The sequence below is a fragment of the Allocatelliglobosispora scoriae genome, assembly GCF_014204945.1.
Taxonomy (GTDB): domain Bacteria; phylum Actinomycetota; class Actinomycetes; order Mycobacteriales; family Micromonosporaceae; genus Allocatelliglobosispora; species Allocatelliglobosispora scoriae.
Genome location: NZ_JACHMN010000002.1, coordinates 3,702,977 through 3,723,658 on the forward strand (window position 1 = coordinate 3,702,977; position 20,682 = coordinate 3,723,658).

Here is a 20,682-nt window from a genome sequence, read left to right on the forward strand (position 1 = left end):
CTGTGGATACCGGCCCTTCTTCGTAGGCGTCCATGGCGGCTGGGTTCAGCCGAGCACCTTGACGGCTCCAGGGACCTTCACATCGATGCTGGACAGAGCTCGACCCGCTATCGCGGCGGCCGGCCCGGACCCGCCGGGGGAGCTGGCGGTCCCGACGTAGAGGTAGAAGGTTCCCACGACGTCGACCAGGACGTTCGCCTGCCCAGCGTGGTTGTAGACATTGAAGGCGTTCGCCGGACCGATCGCGGTGATCGCCGCGTTGGGCACCGTCTGTCCTGCCGCCGGGTTGAGATTGCTGACCGTCGGCTGCCCGATCCCGTCAATGCCGTCCGGCCACAGGGTGAGGTAGGTGCCGCTCGTCGGCGCGACAGCCGTCACGTTCAGAGCCAGCGCCTTCATCGGCCCGGTGGCGAGCGAGCCGGGCGCTGTGATCGTCGCGGTCGCGCGGGGGCCCAGAGCGTCGGGTACGCCGAGCCCGGACCGCGTGTCCGCGATGCGTACCGGTGGTCGCGGTGTGAAGCGCAGCCCGTCCGGCAGTGTGCTGTCGTCGATGACGCCCACGATGTCCACGAGCAGATGCGTGTCCGCCGAGGTGTAGACCCCGATGGACGGCAGTCCGGTCGCGAGACCGCAGTCCGCGCAGTTGACGACGGGCACGATCGCGAAGTTGGGCACATTGCTGCCCTTAGCGAAGTTCAACGTCGACGTGTCGGGCCGGGTCCACTGCGATCCGGTCCAGGCGGTGAGGTAGCCGGAACCGGTCGGGCTGACGGCGGTGATGTTCACCGCGACCGCCCGGATGCTGGGGTCGACCCCGGCGCCGTAGCTGAAGGGGATGTTGGCGTAGTAACCGGCCGGCAGGCGTACGCCCCAATCGGTTCGGGTGTCGAGCAGGCGCTGCGGCTTCACCGGGTGGTACTGGCCGCCCAACCCGGTGGGACCCCATCTGTCGGGACCGTTGCCGTAGTAGCCCACCACGTCGGCGATGATCTGGGTCTTGCCGCTGTGCTGGTAGATGTCCACCTTGCCGTCATCGCTCACCGCGACGGTGACGGAGTTGGCGATCGTTGCGCCCTTGGTGAAGTTGAGCGCGGAGGTCGTCGGCCGAGTCGTTCCCGTGGGGTAGATGGTCAGGAAGCTCGACGCGGTCGCCCCCGTGACCGTCACGTTGAGCACGACAGCCCCGACTCCGTTCGCCGGCACTCCCGCTCGCCCGGTGACCTTCAGGTGGATCACCTTGCCCGCCCCGACCGGAGCCTTTGCGGCACCGACGCCGAATCGGGTGTCGAGGGTGCGCTGCGGCTCGGTGAGGTGGAACAGGCCGTGTCCGCCGATGTAGCCCCACAGGCTCATCTGCACCGTCTTCGGCGAGGTCAGGCTGTTGTCGGGGATGAACAACGTGGCGGTCTGGCTGCCCGTCGCCGTCGGTTTCGGTCGGATGGAGATCTGGCAGCTCTCCTGGACGGCGATGGTCTTGCCCGAGCACCCGTCGGACGCGATCACGAATGCTTCGGGGGTGGCGCCACCCATGTAGGCGGTGCCGAAGGTGACGGGCAGGGAACCGTTGGCCGTCACGGTGACGGTCTGAGGTTCGCCCTCCATCCCGAGGTACTCGGTGTTCCAGGTGAAGTTCCACGGCGACAGGTCGACCGTACGCGGATCGGTACCCGTGACCTGGACCACCACAGGACGCTTGCCGTAGCCGGTGTTGTCCGGCAGCTCGAGGAATGCGGTTTCGGTCTCAGCCCGGACCGGGGCCGCTTGAAAGGTCAGGTAGCAGGTCTCGCCGTAGGGGAGGGTGGTGCCCGAGCAGGTATCGGTGAGCAGCGAGAAGCTGTCCGCCGTGCCGTAGACGGGCTTGAACGACGCCTGCCCGAAGATGATCGGCTTGCTGCCGGTCGATGTCACCGTGAACGTCTTGGCCGCGCTCGTGCCGATGGGCAGGTTCGGAAACGTGTGGCGGTTCAGACTCATCGCCGCGCCGACGTAACCCAGGCTGGAGTTCCAGCGGACCTCGCCGTGCAGGTCCTTGCCGCCGGTCTGGCACTGGATGGCGAACTCCGCGGCCAGACCGGTCAGGGTGTTGCTGTGCGGATCGCGGACGACCTCCTTCACCGTGACCCATCCGGGCCACTCGGGGCAGGTCGAGCCCTGTTGAGTGAGGTGGAGCTTCGCGTAGGTGCTCGTCGCGGTGCCGCGCAGCTCGTAGGTCGAGCCGGCGGTCCACCCGCCTGTCGGCGGCGTCAGGTCCAGCGTCCAGAAATCCGTGCCGCGATCGGTCCGGAAGCTCAGCCCATCACCGTTCACCGCCTGGGCGGTGAAGGTCGAACCGTTGCTCGGAGTGAAGGTCTTCGGGCCGTCGAACACCCCCCACGACAAATAGTTGCCGTCGAGGAAGAGTGCCGTGTAGGGCGCCGTCGGCGCTGCCGCCGCTGCCGCGGTCGGCGTGATGAACAGGGCGACCGCCAGGAGAAGCGCGGACGCCACAGCGCCTCGAACAAAGCGCAAGAGTGCCCCCGTGGTAGTGGTGTGATTACTTGATCATTCCGAACCTAGGGCAGCGATCGGGCACTGGCAATCGGGCGTTCGTCGAGGCCGCGGCGCTACTTCGTTGGCAGGATCTCGAATTCCGCCCCGGTACGCAGGACCCGCCCGAGGAGGACGGGTCGGCCCGGTGCCGGCCGGCGATAGGCGACGACTCATATGAACCCCTGATTGCCGTGACGTGAATCCGCAAGGGGAGGGCAAGGGCGGCAAAGGGCTTACATCGACTAGTGCCTTTGGTTGGCTCGGGGCGCCGCATCAAGCGGCTCACCTACCCCCAGGAGCCGAAATGATTCGCAGAACGGTGACGGCCGGGTTATCCCTGGCCGTGATCGCCGGGATGACGGTGGTGCTGGCCGCACAGGCCACCTCCGCTGCCCCGCCGAAGGCCACGCCAGTGCCGAACCCGCTCGCCCTCGCGCTCAACGCCGCCGACCGGGCCGCCGCCAGCGGCCTCGACGCGCTGGCGAAGGGCCCGAACGAGCAGTACGACCGCCACATGGTCACGCCATGGGTCAACGGCCTCTACTCGATCGCCTACCAGCGCACCTACCGCGGCCTGCCGGTCGTCGGTGGAGACGCCGCGGTTCTCGCGGACGGCCAGGGTGCCGTCCGCGCCATCGCCGCCGCGACCTCCGCGAAAATCTCCATCGGTACGCTGCCGTCCGTCACCGCCGCCACCGCCGAGCAGGCGAGCCGGGCTCGACTGCCCAAGGTGGACAGTGTCGAGTCGCGCCGCCTCGTGGTGCACGTGAAGGACGACACGCCTCGCCTCGCCTGGGAGACCGTGCTCGTCGGGCGGACCGCGACGGCCCCGAGCCACCTGCACGTCTTCGTCGACGCGCGCTCCGGTGCGGTGCTCGCGCAGCGCGACGACGTGGTGGCCGGCACGGGTACGGGCAAGTGGAACGGCCCGAACCCGCTGACGATCGCGACCACCCAGTCGGGCAGCACCTACTCGCTGCGCGACCCGGCCCACTCGACCCTGTCCTGTGGCGACTACGCCAACAGCACGGTCTTCTCGGGCTCGGACGACGTCTGGGGCAACGGTGTCGGCACCAGCAAGGAGACCGGCTGCGTCGACGTGATGTACGCGGCGCAGAAGCAGTGGGACATGCTGGTCAACTGGCTGGGCCGCAACGGGCACAACGGCAACGGCGGCAGCTGGCCGACGCTGGTCGGCCTCGGCGAGGTCAACGCGTACTGGGACGGGTCGCGGATCACGATCGGCCGCAACCAGGCCAGCGAGTGGATCTCGGCGATGGATGTCGTGGGCCACGAGTACGGCCACGGCATCGACCAGAACACCCCCGGCGGCACGTCCCAGGAGGCCGGGCTCGGTGAGGGCACCGGTGACATCTTCGGTGCGCTGACGGAGGCCTACGCCAACCAGTCGTCCGCCTATGACCCGCCGGACTTCACGGTCGGCGAGGAGATCAACCTCACCGGCAACGGTCCGATCCGCAACATGTACAACCCGTCCCTCGTCGGCGGCGACCCCAACTGCTACTCGTCGTCCATCCCGGGCACCGAGGTGCACGCGGCGGCCGGTCCGCTGAACCACTGGTTCTACCTGCTCTCCGAGGGCAACGCCCCCGGTGGCGGCAAGCCGAGCAGCCCGATCTGCTCCGGCGGACCGTCGTCGGTGACGGGTGTCGGCATCCAGACCGCGGGCAAGATCTTCTATGGCGGCATGCTGCTCAAGACGAGCGGCATGACCTACAAGAAGTACCGCATCGCCACCCTCACGGCGGCGAAGAACCTGGACTCGACCTGCAACCTCTACAACCGCACGAAGGACGCGTGGAACGCGATCACGCTGCCGGCCCAGTCCGGTGAGCCGACCTGCACGGCGCAGAGCAGCGACTTCACCATCGCGACCAGCCCCACCTCGGGCACGGTGCAGCCGGGCAACTCGGTCACCTCGACCGTCTCCACCACCACGATCGGCACGGCGCAGACGGTCAACCTGTCCGCGTCGGGCGCGCCCTCGGGTGTCACGGTCTCCTTCAGCCCGTCGTCGGTGACCTCGGGCAACAGCTCCACGATGACTGTCGCTGCGTCGGCCGGTGCGGCCGCCGGGACCTACACGATCACCGTGACGGGTACGGGCAGCGTCACGCACACGGCTCAGTACACCCTGACGGTGGGCACGGTCTCCCAGAACGACTTCTCGATCGGGCTCAACCCGGGCTCGGGCAACGTCGCGCCGGGCGCCTCGACCACCTCGACGGTCAACACGGCCACGACGAGCGGTTCGGCGCAGACGGTCAGCCTCTCCGCGTCGGGTGCTCCGTCGGGTGTGACGGTCTCGTTCAGCCCGTCGTCGGTGACCTCCGGCAACAGCTCCACGATGACCGTCGCCGCGGCGGCGAGCACGACCGCCGGGACCTACACCATCACGGTCACCGGTTCGGGCAGCGTGAGCCGCACCGCTCAGTACACGCTGACCGTCGGCACGGTGTCGGGCGGTGTCCCGGACATCAACGTCGCCAACGTCCAGGCGCACCTGACCCAGCTCCAGACGATCGCCACCAACAACGGCGGCAACCGGCGGTCCACGACCAACGGCTACCTCCAGTCGGTCGCGTACGTGAAGGGCAAACTGCAGACGGCGGGCTACACCGTCACCGAGCAGCCCTGCACCTCGGGCTGCACCGCCGGTGCCGGTCCGAACCTGATCGCCGAGTGGCCGCAGGGCAACGCCGACAACGTCTACATGTTCGGCGCCCACCTCGACAGCGTCTCGGCCGGTCCGGGCATGAACGACAACGGTTCGGGCTCCGCGGCACTGCTGGAGAACGCGCTGGTGCTCGCCGCGACCAACCCGACGATGACCAACCGGATCCGGTTCGGCTGGTGGACGGATGAGGAGCAGGGCCTCAACGGCTCCGAGTTCTACGCCAACTCCCTCTCGTCGGCCAACCGCGCCAAGATCAAGGCGTACTACAACTTCGACATGATCGCGTCGAAGAACGGTGGCTACTTCATCAACAACGTCAACTCCACCGCTTCCGCGCCGATGAAGGCCTACTGGACCTCGCTCGGCCTGGCTCCGGAGGAGAACGTCGAGGGGCAGGGCCGCTCGGACGACGCGTCGTTCCAGGCGGTCGGCATCCCCACCTCGGGTTATGCCATGGGTGCCAGCGCCACGAAGACGTCGGCTCAGGCGACGAAGTGGGGCGGCACGGCCGGAGCCGCGTACGACTCCTGCTACCACTCGTCCTGCGACACCACCACCAACATCAACGCCACCGGCCTGAACCGTGCGGCCGACGGTATCGCGTACACCATCTGGGACCGGGCGGTCGGCTCGACGCCGGCCAACGACTTCTCGGTCGGGCTCAACCCCGGCTCGGGCAGCGTGCAGCCGGGTTCCTCGGTGACCTCGACGGTCAGCACGGCCACGACGAGCGGTTCGGCGCAGACGGTCAGCCTCTCCGCGTCGGGTGCTCCGTCGGGTGTGACGGTCTCGTTCAGCCCGTCGTCGGTGACCTCCGGCAACAGCTCCACGATGACCGTTGCAGCGTCGGCGAGCGCGGCCACGGGCACCTACACCATCACGGTGACGGGCTCGGGCAGCGTGACCCGGACGGCGACCTACTCGCTCACGATCGGCACCGCTCCGGCGAACGACTTCTCCATCGCGGCGAACCCGTCGTCGGGCAGCGCCAACCGGGGTTCGTCGGTCACCACCACGGTCTCGACCGCGACGGTCAGCGGTTCGGCGCAGACGGTCAGCCTGTCCGCGTCGGGCGCTCCGTCGGGCGTGACGGTCTCCTTCAGCCCGTCGTCGGTGACCTCGGGCAACTCCTCGACCGCGACGATCTCGGTCGGGGCGTCCACGGCGCTCGGCACCTACACCATCACCATCACCGGCTCGGGTTCCGTGTCGCACAGCACCACCTACACGATCACCGTCACCGGGACCGGTGGCTGCACTCCGGCCCAGGTCGTCAGCAACGGCGGCTTCGAGTCGGGTGTCTCGCCGTGGACCGGCACCACCACGACGATCGGCGTGCACGCGGGCCAGCCCGCACACTCCGGCGTCGCGGTCTCCTACCTCGTCGGCTACGGCTACGCCTCGACCGAGACGATCAACCAGAGCGTCACGATCCCGGCCGGCTGCACCAGCGCGGTGCTGACCTACTGGCTCCACATCGACACCGCTGAGTACGAAGCGGTGGCCTACGACACGTTCCGGGTCCGGGTCAACGGCACCACGCTGACGACCCTCTCCAACGTGAACGCGGCCGCCGGCTACACGCAGCGCACGGTCAACCTCGGCGCGTACGCCGGTCAGACGGTCACGCTGACCTTCACCGCGACCGAGGACACCAACCTGCAGACGAGCTTCGTCGTCGACGACGTGACTCTTCAGGTGAGCTGATCCGGCCGGGGGTGCCAGGCCCCTGACCGATCAGATGCGGGCCGTCCCCACCACAGGGGGCGGCCCGCAGTCGTCCACCGAGCTGAGCGCGGGCTTCCCATAGGACCAACTCTTGAAGAGTTGCGGCGATCTTGGGCACGCAGCGAGCAGTGGCCGGGAGCGGGAGCTAGCGGATGCAGCAGCCGGAGCAGACCTTGGGCTGGTCGAGGGTGAACGCGAGGCAGCAGGTCTTGCGTCGCACGGCGAGCCCGTCGGCCTCGGCGGAGACCTCGACCAGGTCGTCCAGGTCGAGCGCGGTGAGCAGCCTCGCCAGGGACTCCTGGGTGCCGCAGGGCAGGCCGACCTCGGCCCGGATCATGCCGTAGGAGATGCCTGACGCGACCGAGCCCAGCAGGGTCCGGCGGCCGATCCGCACCCGCTCGCGGATGCCGTCGAGCAGCGGGTCGAGGTGCTGGTCGAGCAGCGTCTCCCGGACGATCCGCAGCAGCGCCTCCTCGTCGGGGGCGATGATCACCTTTGCGCCGTCGGCCCAGACCGGGGCCACCATGGCGAACGGGTCGTCGGGGAGCACCGCCCAGTCGGGGGCGGCACCGGCGAAGCGCATCTCGCCGCCGCTGAGCCGCACCAGCGTCTGCCCGGCGGTGAGCAGGGGAACCCGGCGGGCCGAGGCCCAGCCGAGCACGATCGGCAGCGACGCCCAGTAGCTGTAGCTCTTCCAGGCCAGCGCTGCGGCGGCGTGAGGCGCGGCCGACCAGCGGTGCGCGGCGACGTCGAGGAGCGCGGTGAGCGAGTCGCCGCTGACGAGTGTCGCCGCGGGCGTCCAGTCGGTGCGGTCGGCGGCGAAGAAAGGCGTCGCGAGCCCGGCGGTCGATGCCTCACCGGCGTGCGAACGCATCGCGGAGAGGGCTGCCTCGATCGGCTCCCAGGCGAAGTTGTGCAGTTCGGGCACAGTGCAGCTCAGGGTACGGGCCGGTGCTCGCGTCGCCGCGAACGCAGGAGCCGTCATCCCCGCACACCTTCTTCCAGGAGTAACTGAAGCCTTGGAGCACCGCCAGCCTAGCTGACTAAGGTTAGCCTTACCACTCCGCCTAACGGTTACACGCCGAGTGTCCCCGGAAATCCGACTCATGTCCCGCTGTTCTTGATGATCGGTTCCAAAAACTGTCAATGCATTTGTCGGGTACAAAACACTACGTTTTATAGGGAGTGGAAGAGCCGGAAACTGGACTATCTGTTCGCGGAGGTGAACGCATGACCACGTCCGGCGTGGAGCGGTCGGCAGAAGCGTTCGCTACCGAGTTGGCCCGATGGCGGGTCGAGAGAGGCATGTCGAAGAAGCAGCTCGCGGGGCTGATGGGTTTCGACCCGTCCTACGTGAGTCACGTGGAGGGGCGGCGCCACCGACCCACCGAGGACTTCGCCCGGCGTGCCGACATGGTGCTCGGCGCCGACGGGGCGATCTGGCAGCGCTTCCAGGACTTCGACGAGGCACGGCACGGCCGCACCCTGACCACCCTGGTGACCCGGGATGCCCAGGTGCCACAGCAGTGGCTCCCGCCGGGCACGGGCCTCGTGGTGGAGCAGGAGGAGGCCTCCCTGGCCTATCTCGACGGCGGCTATGCCACGACGGTGCGGCGCTCGCTCTACAACGCGGGGCGCGAGCCGGTGAGCAGATATCTCATCCGGGTCGCGGTCGACCGCTACCCGGGTGACCCGAGCCGGTCCAACCAGCATCACCGCGACCACCCGCTCACCATCGCCGAGCTCGACATCCAGGCCTCCTGCGGTGACACGGGAGTGGCCGAGTCGATGCGCTGGCGGGTCAAGCAGGACCGCGACGCCTTCAAGGAGGTCTGGCTCCTCTTCGAGAACGAGGACGGCCGCTTCCCGCTCTACCCGGGTGAGCGCACGATGATCACCTATTCCTACCGGGTCGGCGAGGACAAGTGGGGCAACTGGTTCCAGCGTGCGGTCCGGCTGCCCACCCGCCGGATGACGGTCCGCATCGACCTGCCCGCCGCGCTGGATCCGCAGGTGTGGGGCATCGAGACCTCCATGTCGGCGGAGGAGGCTCCGCTGCGTACCCCCATTGAGAAGGAGTCGGAGGGTGACCGGTCGGTCTTCACCTGGACCACCGACAACCCGACCCTCAACGCCCGCTTCCGGCTGCAGTGGCGCTTCCGGGCGGTGCCGTCGGCACCGCCCGCGATCGGCGGGAACACCCAGGTGACTCCGGGTGCGCGGATGGCAGCCGTCGGCGTACGCCAATGGCCCCTCCCCGAGACCGGCGACGCGCCCCTCACCGCCGGCGCTGCCCGGCAGGACCGGCTGGGCGGCGCGGAGCTGCGCGGCAGTGCCCGACGGCTCGCCCTGCCCGACGAGGAGGTTCTCGCCCGGGCGACGGTGGGCAGGCTGCAGGAGGCCCTGGGCCACATCTCGCGGCTGCACGACTTCGGCAAGGGCCTCGGGCTCGCCGCGGTGCAGATCGGTGTCGACGCGGCGATCGCCGTCGTGCTGCCACCGGGGTCGGGGGAGCCGTTCGTGCTGCTCAACCCTCGGATCGTCGGCGTCTCGACCGAGATCGACGAGCAGATCGAGGGATGCCTGTCCTTCTTCGACCTGCGCGGTCTCGTGCCGCGCCCGCTGCGGATCGAGGTGGAGCACCAGCGCTTCGACGGCGGCCGGGTGGTGAGCACCTTCGAGCGCGGCCTCGCGCGCCTCGTCGAGCACGAGGTCGACCACCTCGACGGGCGCCTCTACCTGGACCGGATGCCGCAGGACGCGGAGCTGATCCCGTTGGAGCGCCACCACTCGTCCGGCCAGCCCTGGCAGTACCAGGCATAGAGAAGGGGCGCCGCGGACCGCGGCGCCCCTTCCTTACCGGTGCTTCTTAGCTGTTCACCGTGACGATCGTGCTGCCCACGACCGACGTCCCGTCGCCGTAGCTGAGCGTCCCCAGGTAGCGGGTGCCGGGGGTGAGTCCGGTCCACGCCACGGTGAGGGTGACCGTGCCGTTGACCGTGATCGGAGCGCTGGCCGGAGTGGCGGTGAAGTTGCCCGCCGCCGTGCCGTCGAGCACGAACGAGTGTCCCTTGATCGTCGTCGGCGCGGCTGCGTCGAAGAGCGAGTAGTAGATGTCGTAGCTGCCCGGGCCCAGGGTCACGATCTCCTGAGCGGTCCCCCCGGCGCTCTGGCCGGCCGTCGTCGCAGTGCCCGCCAGGTAGGTGAACACGTCGATGTCGGTGCCGCCCATGTAGTCGGCGTCATAGGTGCCGACCCGGCCGAGACCGCCGGCCGGAACCGTGATCGTCACCTTCGCGGTGCGGCTGCTGGCAGCCGGTGCGTTGGTGTTGAAGTCCGGTCCGTCCGGGTCGAGCACGCCACCGGTGATCGTCGCCGGCACGAGGCCCGCGACGGTGGTGGTGAGGGTGCCGGCGAAGCCGCCCTTGACCTTGACGGTGGTGCCGGAACCGCTCGTGACCAGCTCGGTCGGTGCGGCCAGCGGAACCGGCCGGACCGCGATCGGGCTGCGGACCGAGTGCGTGCCCAGGGCCGTCTGGTTCCAGGTGAGCGAACCGAACGCCCAGGCGTGCTGAGCGGCGGTGGTACGCGTGATCTCCACCGTGAACGCCTGCGACTGCAGCGGCAGCAGCACCAGCGTCGACGGGGTCACCTTGACGGTGAAGCCCGGCGGCGCCACCGCGGTGGCCTTGTAGATCGCGGGCAGGAGCGTCACGTTGGTGACGGTCCGCTTGATCTTCTGCGAGCCTGTGAGGTCCCCGACGGCGATCGACGGGTAGTTCAGGTCGCTCGGGTCGATCACGGGCACCGAGGCGCAGCCCGAGGCCGGGATCTGGCCGATGGCGCAGGCGTACGCGTCCCAGTCCTTCGGACCGGAGGTGTAGACGAGGCCCGGGTCGAACGAGGCGGCCGGGCTGATGTGTCCGGCGCCGTAGTTCAGCGGGTTCGCCACTGTCGGCGGCCGCTGGATCGGGGCGCCCTGGTTGTCGGTCTGGTACGCGGTGGTCATGATCGCCGACTTGACGATCATCGGCGTCCACAGCGGGTGCTTGCTCATGAGGAGCGCCGCGATACCGGAGACGTGCGGTGCCGACATCGACGTACCGGAGAGCGCGTCGAAGTTGTTGCCGCCCTCGGCGGGCGACACGGCGGCGATGATGTCGACGCCGGGCGCGGTGATGTCCGGCTTGAGCAGGTCACCGCCACCGGCGACGGCCGGGCCGTAGGACGAGAAGCCCGCCATCGTCGGGGCGACGACCGGGGTCGGGTCCGTGATGGAGAAGCTCGCCGTCGCCGAGGCACCGGCGCCGGCCGCGTAGGCCTTGATCGCGTTGCCCTCGACGGGTCCGAGGTGGACGGTCGGTACGGCGTGGAAGTCACCGTTGAGCGACTGCACCGCCGGGTTCACCAGAATCGTGCCGACACCACCGGCGGCCCCGACGACGGCACTCTTCTCCACGCGGGCGTTGACGCCACGCGTACAAATGACGATCTTGCCTGCGGCGAGCGCGGGATCGATCGAGCCGGGCATGCAGAGCCGGGCATTCGCCGCGGTCTGGCCGGCGGCCGGGATGAACTCGGAGTCGACGAGCCCGGTCGAGGCGACCGCGCCCGGCACGACGCCGACGCCGGTGTAGCTGGAGCCGTTGCCCAGCGTGACCGTCTTCTGGTTGCCCCGGTCGTGCGTGCTCGCCGCCACCGTCATGGTCCACGGCGCGTTGTGCGCGACCGTCGACGGACCGTTGTCGCCGTTGTTGCCGGCGGAGGTGGAGACGAAGACACCGGCGGCCGCGGCGTTGCGGAACGCCGCCTCGTCCGGTCCGACGATGTCGTCGGTCGAGCCCGAGATCGAGTAGTTGATGACGTCGACACCGTCGGCGACGGCGTCGTTGATGGCCTGCACGATGCCGGCGGTGGTGCCGCTGGCGCCCGTGCGGTCCTCCTTCTCCCACAGCACCTTGTAGACGGCGATGCGGGCAGCGGGCGCGATGCCGCTGACGGAGCCCACGGAGCCGCCGTTGATCGTTGCCGGGACATCGGTGTTGCCCGCCGAGGTCGAGGCGGTGTGCGTGCCGTGGTCGCTGAGGTCACGCGGGCCGACGAACTCGTCGTCGATCACCGAGTTGCCGTAGCCCGCGTAGTAGCGCGCGCCGATCAGCTTGTTGTTGCACGCGATCGGGGACTCGGCGCCCGGGTCGCAGGTGCCGTGCCACTTCGCGTTGATGAGCCACTGGTCCCAGCGCGGGGTGGGCAGCGGTGCGAAGGCGGCGTTCTCCGGCCAGATACCCGAGTCGATGACGCCGACGATGATGCCGGCGCCCGCGTTGTCGGTGGAGCCGAACTTCTTCTTCCACACCCCGTTGTCCCCGGTCAGACCGAGGAACCTGGGCGTCGCGGTGGTGTCGACCGTGCGGATCTCGTTCTCCCAGACCTTCACCACACCGGAGGTCTTGGCGAGCTTGGCAGCCTGAGCATCGGTGAGCTCGGCCACGAAACCGTTGAGCACGGTCGAGAGGTCGCCACGCTTGCGGTCGGCCGCGCCGACCGAGCGCAGCACGTTGTCGTGCCGCGTCCGCAGCAGGCCCGTGTAGGCCTTCGCCGCGGCCGACGTGTTGTCGAACCGCTCGCCCTCGGCCGGTTTGGTGGCGGCGTAGCCCGCGACACCACCGGCGTAGGTGCCCGCCGGCTCGCCCGCGGTCTGTACGATGTAGATCTTGGTTGCCGCGGATCCCGATGGAGCCGCCTGTGCACTGCCGTTACCTGCGGCTACGAACGCCGTGGATAGAGCGGCGAGTGCGAACATGGCCGACTTCTTGCCGGCCAGTCGCGAGATTCTCACGAGGGGTAACCTCCTGCCTCCAGTGGACGCGCTCCGTCGGGCATCCACGTTGGCATGAACGTATGTCGATCAACCTGGGTGACCCATCCGTCGGACGGCCAGATATCGGCGAATAGTTCGATGCCGGAGGCTCGGTGCTGCCGAATATCGCGGCATTACCGGAGGAAGGGCAGCACATCCCGCAATATCGCGTAACCGACGAAAGCGACCACGTCGAGCAGGGTGTGCGCGACGATCAGCGGCCCGACCCGCCTCGTCCGCAGGAAGACGAGCGCGAAGATCACGCCCATGACGGCGTTGCCGACGAATGCACCGAACCCCTGGTAGAGGTGGTAGGAGCCGCGCAGCAGCGCGCTCGCCGCGATGACCGCGACCGGCGACCAGGCGAGCTGCCGCAGCCGGGTCATCAGGTAGCCGACGACGATGATCTCCTCCAGCAGCGCGTTCTCCAGCGCCGCGAGGATCAGCACCGGCACCGCCCACCAGACCTCGCCGAGCGCCGCCGGCACCACCGTCGCGTTGAGCCCCAGCTCGCGGGCGAGCAGGTAGAGCCCGAGGCCCGGCAGGCCGATCACCGCGGCGAGCGCGGCTCCACCACCGAGATCCAGCAGCGGCCGCCGCCGGTCCAGCCCCAGCACCAGTCGCGGCCGCCCCGGGTCGCGCCCCAGCAGGTGGTACGCCATCCCGACCGGCACGAGTGCGAAGAGGATCCCGAGCAATTGGAGAGAGAGGTCGAGCCACGGTCGACCGGGCGCCTGCGACGGGTTGAGCGTCGCCTGCTGGGAACTGAGCTCCTGGTCCTTGGTGAGCTTCGCGATGAGCGAGACGACGGAGTAGACGGCCGACTGCCCCAGCGAGAGCCCGAGGACGAGCAGCACCTCATGCCGCCTGCGTACGGTGGTTTCCACCCGCACACTTTAGGCGTGTCACCTTGCCGACGCGCACGCGCGAACGGAAGGTGATTCACGGGGAATCGCACATTGTGTGCGACTGACCGTCACTGTCTGTGGGCAAGGTCGTTATGTGTCGGATCTGCAACGGTTGTTGAAGGAGTCCTGGACTCTCGTCGAGGAGCAGCAGGACAAGCTCTCCGGCTACTTCTACGCGCGTATCTTCCTGAATCATCCACATCTGCGGGAGCTCTTCCCGGTCACGATGGACGTTCAGCGTGCTCGGCTGCTCGGCGCGATCGTCACCGCGGTGCAGACCGTCGACGACCCGGACAGGTTCGACGAGTACCTGCGGGCGCTGGGCCGGGACCACCGGAAGTTCCACGTCACCCCGGACCAGTACGAGGTGATCGGCAGCGCGCTGATCGAGTCCCTGCGCGCCTTCGCCCGGGACGAGTGGACCCCCGAGTACGACCAGGCCTGGCGGGACGCCTACGACGTCATCGCCCGCAAGATGCTGGCCGGGGCCGAGGCGGACCCCAACCCGCCGTGGTGGCACGCCGAGGTGGTCCGGCACGAGCGGCGGTCCCGTGACATCGGAGTCATCACCGTCCGTCCGCTGGGCAGCCTGGAGTTCCGGCCGGGCCAGTACCTGAGCGTGGAGTGCCCGCAATACCACCCCCGGGTGTGGCGGACCTACTCGATCGCGAACGCCCCCCGCGAGGACGGCTCCTTCGACCTGCACGTCCGGGCTCTCGGCGCGGGCTGGGTCTCCGGCGCGCTGGTCCGGCGCAGCAAGGTCGGCGATCTGCTCCGGGTAGCCGCCCCGATGGGCTCGATGACGCTCAACCGCCGCTCCGCGCACGACATCGTCATGGTGGCGGGCGGGACCGGACTGGCGCCGATCAAGTCGCTCATCGAGGAGCTCGCGACCTTCAACCGCACTCGCTGGGTGCACGTCTTCATCGGCGCTCGCGACCGCGACGACCTCTACGACCTGCCGGCCCTGCAGCGGATGGCGGCTGCCTATCCGTGGCTGCAGCTCGTGCCGGTCTGCTCGGCCGATCCGGGCTGGGGCGGCGAAGAAGGGCTGATCAGTGAAGCGGTGACCCGGTTCGGACCGTGGCAGGAGCACGACTTCTACGTCTCGGGGTCGCCCCCGATGGTCCGCAGCACTCTGCGCAGCCTCACCGAGCTGCAGGTCTCCTCGATGCGCATCCGCTACGACGCCTTCAGCGAGCACTGATCCGGCGCCTGTCCGACGATCGCCGGGCGGGCACCGCGGGTGCGGCACCCGCCCGGCGACGGCTTACAGGCTGAGCTGTCAGCGCGGGAACCGCGCACCGGGGGGTAGGGGCCGACCGGGCCCGACTCACGCCGCTGTGTCGGTGGGCGCACCGGGTGGTCCAGCGAGATCTGATAGGCCGGTCGGGCCAGGACGAAGCTCCAGGCACTGGCGAAGTTGGTGCCTCCGAACCACTCCCACCCGGCGCCGCCGAGCCAGGCGACCTTGATCGGCTCCCCGCTCAGGACGTGCATCGTCATCGTCGGCGAGCCGTTGTCCGCCCAGCCCGCGCTGACGTAATCGCCGCTCACGGCGTCGTGCAGGACGACGAAGCCGCCGGCGTTGCGGTCGGTCACCGTGAACACGACGGCCCGGCCGGTCCGGAGCTGGTAGTTGTACGTCGTGGTCTTGCCCGACGTGACCTTGATCTTCGACGCGACGAGCCGGTTGCCCGTCGTGCCGCTCCACTGCGTGGCGTGGTCGGCCCCCCGGAACATCAGCGGCCACTGGTAGGGCCCGAGGAAGTCGATCCGGTAGTTGCCGTTGCTGTCCAGTTCGGCGTCGGCGATGTTGCCGCCCACGTTGAAATACTCCGGGAAGAGTCCAACCGCCCCGAACCGGATCCGCTGGCCGGTCTGGCTCGTCACCTTGCCCGTGATCACGCCGGCCTTGTCCAGCTTGATCGGCGGAACCGTGACCGTGGCGCCGTCGGCGACCGTGGTGAGCCTGGCCGATTGCTGGTCACCCGTGCCGCCGTTGACTCCGACCCACTGGGCGCCGTAGCCGGGTGCCTGCCGCGGGAGCGCGAAGAGCTGGTAGGAGCCCGGGCTCTCCAGGTTGACCGTGACCTCGCCGGCAGCGTTGCTGTAGCGCTCCGGGTCACCGCAACCATCGGGGGTACGAGCGAAGCCCGGCTGGGTGTCGAAGACGCAGACACCCTGGACGGGCGCGCCGGTCTTGGCGTCGACGACCTTCGTCTTGATCTTCGAGTAGGGCACGAGCTGGACCGTGAGGATCGTCTGCACGCCCTCGGTGACCGTGAGCGGCACGTTCTCAAGGATCTTGTAACCGGCGCCGCCGATCACCATCTGGTAACTCCCGATGGCGACGTTCTCGAGGATCACCGCTCCATTCGTCGTGTCGCCGGACCGGACGCCGCCGTACGCCCAGAAATCATTGATCACCGCACCGGTCCTGGCGTCCTTCGCGGTGATCTTCACGCTGCCCGTGGGCAGCCGCGAGTCGTTGACGGTCGTGGTCGAACCGGGGACCACCGTGACGGATTCGGCCGTCTGGAGGCTGACCTTGCCGTAGGCCCACTGCTGGAACCGCTGGGTCGGGTCCTCGTCGTCCCACTTCGCGAAGGAGACCTTGTAGGCACCGCCGAAGACGTGCTCGAAGGCGTAGTAGCCGTTCGCGTCGGTGGTCGTCGCGAGATAGTCGCTCGATGCCGAGTCGAGCTGGACGTCCACCCCCGCGACCCCGGCGCCGCCCTCGGTGAAGCGTCCGGCGAGACGCCCGGTGGGCAGCCTGGTCTCGTCGACCGTGATGGTCTCGCCGATCGAGCCGACCACGATCGGCGTGGCAGTGGCGAAGGTACGCGCGTTGTGCGCCCACTGCTCCTGCACGCCGTCGTCGAAGCGCAGCTTGTAGGTGCCCGGCAGCACGGTGAGGCTGAAGCTGCCGTCGTAGGTGTAGGCCGAGGCCACCCCGTCCCACTCGTCGGTGCCCGTCACGAGCGAGATGCCGGTCTGCACGCCGTTGCCGTCGGCGTCGACCAGCTTGCCGGTGATCGTCGCGCCCGGCAGCAGTGCCTCGTTGACGACCGTGTTGGCGCCTGCCTTGACCGTGATCGGGTCGGCGGTCGCCGCGGAGGTCTTGCCGTGGCTCCACTGCTCGAAGTGGTCGGGGGCGTTGAAGCTGAGCTGGTAGGCACCGGCAGCGAGATCGGTGATCCGGAAGCTGCCGTCACCCTTGGTGTAGTCGGTGCCGTAGCCGTCGTCACCCTGGGCCGTCACCCAAGCCATGCCGACGGGCACCCCGTTCCTGGTGAGTACGCCGGTGATGCTGCCCGGCGCGGCTGCGTGTGCGGGAGCGCCCGGGACGAAGAGCCCGAGCAGGGTCATCGCCGAGGCGAGCGCGACGGCGCAGGCCCGGCGGAGTGATTTCGCGTTCATGGGGTCCTCGAAGGGGGAGAAGACGACATGGTGCGAGGACGGCTCGGCCGAGCCTGGTACTTCCCCGTGACCGCAGGGTACCGATCGAGCGCCACCTGCGGTGACCTCGTGACACACTCCGCACACGCCGGTCCGGTCGGCGGTGGGTAAGTCGCTTTGCTCCACCATGAGGGGGCAGGGTATCCTCGTCCGGCGATGGTCTTACAGCCATCCGGGAGACTTCGCCTAGTTCGGTCTATGGCGCCGCACTGCTAATGCGGTTGGGGTCTTAAAGCCCCTCCCGGGTTCGAATCCCGGAGTCTCCGCGCTCGACCTGATCGGGGAAACCCGATTAACGGGTCCGAAAGGGTCTGTGTAAACTGGTCAAGCACCTGCGCCCGTAGCTCAACGGATAGAGCATCTGACTACGGATCAGAAGGTTAGGGGTTCGAGTCCCTTCGGGCGCACCAGCAGGCCAAGGGCCGGTTTTCCGTCACTGGAATACCGGCCCTTGATCACGTTTACCCCCAGATTTGACCCCTACGGTCAGTCGTCGAACAGGAAATCCAGTCGGTCGACAGCATCACGCTGGATCTTGCGTGTTGCCTCGACGTAGATCGTCTTGGTGATCGTCGGCGAGCTGTGCCCGAGCACGTCCTGGATGTTCTCGATCGGCACGCCCTGGTCGTACAAGATCGTTGCGCAGGAGTGCCGGAGATCGTGAAACCGGATCCGGGGGACTCCCGCCCGTTCGCACAGTTGATCAAAGTGACGGTTGAGGTTGCGCGGCTCGATCGGCGTCCCGAGCTTCGTCGTGAAGACCATCCCGTGATCGGTCCACTTCTTCGCGATCTTGCGCTCTCGCGCCTGCTCCGCCTTGTGCAGCGTCAGCACCCGGGCCAGCGCAGCGGGCACGCCGACCTTGCGATCCGAGGACTCCGTCTTGACCGGCCCGTTGGTCAACTGCCCGTTGACCCGCTGCAATGTCCGGCGAATGCTGATCACGTTGTCGATCAGATCGACGTCGACCCACCGCAGTCCCAGCGCTTCGCCTCTGCGCAGCCCCAGCGCGAGAGCCACCGAGTACAGCGCGTACCAGCGATCCTCCCGGGCCACCTTCAAGAAGCTCCGCGCCTCATCGGCCGACCACGGCGTGAACTTCGGCCGGTACCGGTGAGAGATCCGCAGGTGACGAGCCGGATTCGTAGCGATCAACTCATCCACGATCGCGTCTTGCAGCGCGGCCCGCACCAACCGATGCGCGTAGCGGACCGAGCCGTCCGACAGGAAGCCCTCGCAGCACTGCCGAGGCGTCAACGCGCAACACCGGGCAGCCTGCCCACGCTCGACCCGACGCTTGTCCTTCCCCAGCGCGCAGCACTGGCAGACGCCCTTGAGCCGGTTGAGGAACGTCCGGATGTCGGCAGGCCGTAGCCGGGCGAGCTTCTTCGAGCCGAGGTACGGCAGCACGTAGGTGGTGATCAACCACCGGTAGCTGGCCATGGTCGACGGGCGCACCCGAGGCTCCGCGATCTGCGACAGCCAGTACGCCAGGTAGTCGCCGACCGTGTCCGCGCTGGCCGGAATCCGTACTCCGGCCATCTTGTCGGACTGAAGCTTGATCATCGCCTCATGCGCCTCGTCCCACGAGTCCCCGTAGACGCTGCGCCGCACCTCCGACCCATCGGTCGAGAAGACCCAGACCCGAGCCTCCCACCGGCCGTCTTTGCGCTGGCGAATCGAACCCTCGCCGTTGCGTCTACTCCGAGCACGGCGGCCCGGAGGGTCCTCGTCGGGTGCTGCGGTCACGGTTGGCATCAGGATGACTCCTCAACTAGGCGGTTCATGTAGATCCGGACGGAAGCCTCAGAAATCCGCCGCGCCCGGGTCGAGACCGTGACGGCCACGAGCTTGCGTTGCTTGGCGAGACGAAAGACCGTCCACCGCGAGACGCCGAGAAGGCTCCCCGCCTCATCCATGGTCAAAAACCGATCCATGCCCAACTCCCTCCCCTGGTCGCTCAGCCGATGTCCGGCCTGTTCACCTGTGGTCTTCTCTGGCGTGCGGCATCAGCGGCCATCGCGGCGAGAGCAGCATCGGCAGTCGTGCGCCAGCCGTTGCCGACGTGCTGCCAGGTCGCCACGGCGAGGGTCGCTTCGGCGTCGTCGCGGAGCTGCTCGGCGGTGAGGACCGGGTCCACGTCGCCGACCGAGGTGAGGCGGGGCCGGTTGCCGGGTCGGCGTGCTTTGCGCAGCGCGGCCATGGTGGTCGAGTACTTGCGGGACTTGGTGTGGAAGTGCCCGCCGAACCCGAACTTGTGCGCCGACCTCCGCATCCCCGACCACTGAGGGTCCGCACCCATGGACCAGCACATGCTGATCAGGCGGTGTACGTGACGGCCGAGGTTCGTGTACGCGTCGATGGTCTCGCCGTCGATCCGCCCCGCGACGACACCGCAGGTCTCGGTGGACTTCGTCGCGTACTTGGCGAGGTACCCGGCGACGTGCCGCTCGGTCATCTCCCCACCGGGCAGCCCGGACGTGATCGGGATCGTCTTGTTGTGGCCTCCCCAGGCGAGCCGCCATCCGGCGGGCTGGATCAGGTCGGGTTCGGTCCGCAGGAAAGCGCCGGCCACGGCGTCGTCGACGACCCGCTTCAAGCCGTGCGAGGTGTAGAGCTGCACGGTGTTGCCGTCCGGGTCGACCCCGACCGGAGGAGGCAGGATCGCGTCCGGGCGGTCGGGGTCGTACCCGTCCAGGCGGAGCAGGGCGTGGAGGTGCACGACGCCGCGCCGCTGGAACTCCGCGACCTTCACGTACCGCAGCCGCAGCGGGCTGTTCCCGGCAGCACCGAGGGCACGACGGATCCGGAGCATGGTCCGGTCCCACAACCGGGCGGACAGGTAGTTGAACATGACGTGCCCGGGGTAGTCGTAGCACTCCAGGCACAAGGGCTGTCCGATGCGCCGGTCGTCGTCGCCGTGGTGGGCCATGCAGTACGCCGGTTTGCCGTGCTCGCACTTCGGGCGGTTGCTGCGCGCCTGGCAGGGCTTGGGCTTGCCCGCGTTGGTGAATAGCTGCGCGTGGACCTTCCCGAACGACGGCGCGGTGAGCGTGACGAACACAGCCGGATGCGTCGCCACGCTCTCAGGGACGCCTTTGCCACCGGCGAGTCCGGATTTGATGAGCTGGTAGCAGTCCCACCGGTACACCTCCGCGCATGACGGGCACCGCGACGAAAGCCTTGTGCCGCAAGGCTTGTAGAGCACACCGTCGGGAAGGTCGTCGGTCGTGAACCGTTCGAGGAGCCGCCCGGTTCCCGCTTCGACCGTGAGGACTTCGCCGCGTAGGCGGACGGGTTGGGTGCAGCCGCGGGCACGTCCGGCGTGCTCGAACCAGCGACCGAAGCCGGGCTTGCTGGCCCGGTCGAAGAGCGCGGCGGTGTCGGGGTTGTTGTCGGCGAGGGTGAGTCCGGACAGCCCTTCGAGGAGGGCCCGGGTCAGGTCACGCTGAGCATCGTCGATCGGGTGGGGCTGGGTTTTGAGCGCAGTGGTCACG

11 protein-coding genes and 2 tRNA genes are annotated in these 20,682 nt (G+C 68.6%); 5 read left to right on the forward strand and 8 right to left on the reverse strand.

What is annotated here, in order from left to right:
• Nucleotides 1-45: 45 nt before the first annotated feature.
• Nucleotides 46-2,487: a choice-of-anchor D domain-containing protein gene (locus F4553_RS22495; RefSeq protein ID WP_184839005.1), complete on the reverse strand. Its 2,442-nt coding sequence runs from the start codon at nucleotides 2,485-2,487 to the stop codon at nucleotides 46-48.
• 346 nt (nucleotides 2,488-2,833) lie between these two features.
• Here F4553_RS22495 and F4553_RS22500 point away from each other — a divergent pair, with 346 nt between their 5' ends.
• A complete protein-coding gene (locus tag F4553_RS22500; RefSeq protein WP_184839007.1) occupies nucleotides 2,834-6,934 on the forward strand; it encodes a M28 family peptidase in 4,101 nt (1,366 codons plus the stop codon).
• A 166-nt stretch (nucleotides 6,935-7,100) separates the two neighbouring features.
• Here F4553_RS22500 and F4553_RS22505 read toward each other — a convergent pair whose 3' ends face one another.
• Nucleotides 7,101-7,940, reverse strand: coding sequence for a hypothetical protein (locus F4553_RS22505; protein WP_184839009.1), 840 nt, complete (start codon nucleotides 7,938-7,940; stop codon nucleotides 7,101-7,103).
• 245 nt (nucleotides 7,941-8,185) lie between these two features.
• Between F4553_RS22505 and F4553_RS22510 the strand changes: the two genes are divergently transcribed.
• On the forward strand, nucleotides 8,186-9,778 hold the full coding sequence (locus F4553_RS22510) for a peptide deformylase (RefSeq protein WP_184839011.1): 1,593 nt from the start codon (nucleotides 8,186-8,188) through the stop codon (nucleotides 9,776-9,778).
• Nucleotides 9,779-9,824: 46 nt separating this feature from the next.
• Here F4553_RS22510 and F4553_RS22515 read toward each other — a convergent pair whose 3' ends face one another.
• Nucleotides 9,825-12,794 carry a S8 family serine peptidase gene (locus F4553_RS22515; RefSeq protein ID WP_312875309.1) on the reverse strand — a complete coding sequence of 990 codons (2,970 nt, stop codon included), beginning with the start codon at nucleotides 12,792-12,794 and terminating at the stop codon, nucleotides 9,825-9,827.
• A gap of 155 nt (nucleotides 12,795-12,949) precedes the next feature.
• Entirely contained in the window at nucleotides 12,950-13,708 is a 759-nt protein-coding gene (locus F4553_RS22520) for a CPBP family intramembrane glutamic endopeptidase (RefSeq protein ID WP_184839013.1), read from the reverse strand.
• 109 nt (nucleotides 13,709-13,817) lie between these two features.
• On the opposite strand from F4553_RS22520, the gene F4553_RS22525 reads away from it, so the two are divergent.
• Nucleotides 13,818-14,930: a globin domain-containing protein gene (locus F4553_RS22525; RefSeq protein WP_184839015.1), complete on the forward strand. Its 1,113-nt coding sequence runs from the start codon at nucleotides 13,818-13,820 to the stop codon at nucleotides 14,928-14,930.
• Here F4553_RS22525 and F4553_RS22530 read toward each other — a convergent pair.
• Nucleotides 14,906-17,146 carry an MSCRAMM family protein gene (locus F4553_RS22530; protein WP_184839017.1) on the reverse strand — a complete coding sequence of 747 codons (2,241 nt, stop codon included), beginning with the start codon at nucleotides 17,144-17,146 and terminating at the stop codon, nucleotides 14,906-14,908. The genes F4553_RS22525 and F4553_RS22530 overlap by 25 nt on opposite strands.
• 214 nt (nucleotides 17,147-17,360) lie before the next feature.
• Here F4553_RS22530 and F4553_RS22535 point away from each other — a divergent pair.
• Nucleotides 17,361-17,451 (forward strand) — tRNA-Ser (locus tag F4553_RS22535).
• Nucleotides 17,452-17,519: 68 nt separating this feature from the next.
• Nucleotides 17,520-17,595, forward strand: a tRNA-Arg gene (locus F4553_RS22540).
• 76 nt (nucleotides 17,596-17,671) lie between these two features.
• Here the strand turns inward: F4553_RS22540 and F4553_RS22545 are convergent.
• The 3 genes from F4553_RS22545 to F4553_RS22555 are packed head-to-tail and all read right to left on the reverse strand — an operon-like array spanning nucleotide 17,672 to nucleotide 20,681.
• The gene (locus F4553_RS22545; protein WP_184839019.1) at nucleotides 17,672-18,943 is read right to left on the reverse strand and encodes a tyrosine-type recombinase/integrase; all 1,272 of its coding nucleotides are present in this window, start codon (nucleotides 18,941-18,943) and stop codon (nucleotides 17,672-17,674) included.
• Nucleotides 18,943-19,122 carry an excisionase family DNA-binding protein gene (locus F4553_RS43010; RefSeq protein ID WP_184839021.1) on the reverse strand — a complete coding sequence of 60 codons (180 nt, stop codon included), beginning with the start codon at nucleotides 19,120-19,122 and terminating at the stop codon, nucleotides 18,943-18,945. The genes F4553_RS22545 and F4553_RS43010 overlap by 1 nt, the downstream gene beginning before the upstream one ends.
• Nucleotides 19,123-19,145: 23 nt before the next feature.
• The gene (locus F4553_RS22555; protein ID WP_184839023.1) at nucleotides 19,146-20,681 is read right to left on the reverse strand and encodes a replication initiator; all 1,536 of its coding nucleotides are present in this window, start codon (nucleotides 20,679-20,681) and stop codon (nucleotides 19,146-19,148) included.
• Between the last annotated feature and the right edge of the window lies 1 nt (nucleotide 20,682).

Coding starts and splice junctions, on each gene's coding strand:
- F4553_RS22500 (WP_184839007.1), top strand. CDS start 2,834: ATGATTCGCAGAACGGTGACGGCCGGGTTATCCCTGGCCGTGATCGCC.
- F4553_RS22530 (WP_184839017.1), bottom strand. CDS start 17,146: ATGAACGCGAAATCACTCCGCCGGGCCTGCGCCGTCGCGCTCGCCTCG.
- F4553_RS22510 (WP_184839011.1), top strand. CDS start 8,186: ATGACCACGTCCGGCGTGGAGCGGTCGGCAGAAGCGTTCGCTACCGAG.
- F4553_RS22545 (WP_184839019.1), bottom strand. CDS start 18,943: ATGCCAACCGTGACCGCAGCACCCGACGAGGACCCTCCGGGCCGCCGT.
- F4553_RS43010 (WP_184839021.1), bottom strand. CDS start 19,122: ATGGATCGGTTTTTGACCATGGATGAGGCGGGGAGCCTTCTCGGCGTC.
- F4553_RS22505 (WP_184839009.1), bottom strand. CDS start 7,940: ATGACGGCTCCTGCGTTCGCGGCGACGCGAGCACCGGCCCGTACCCTG.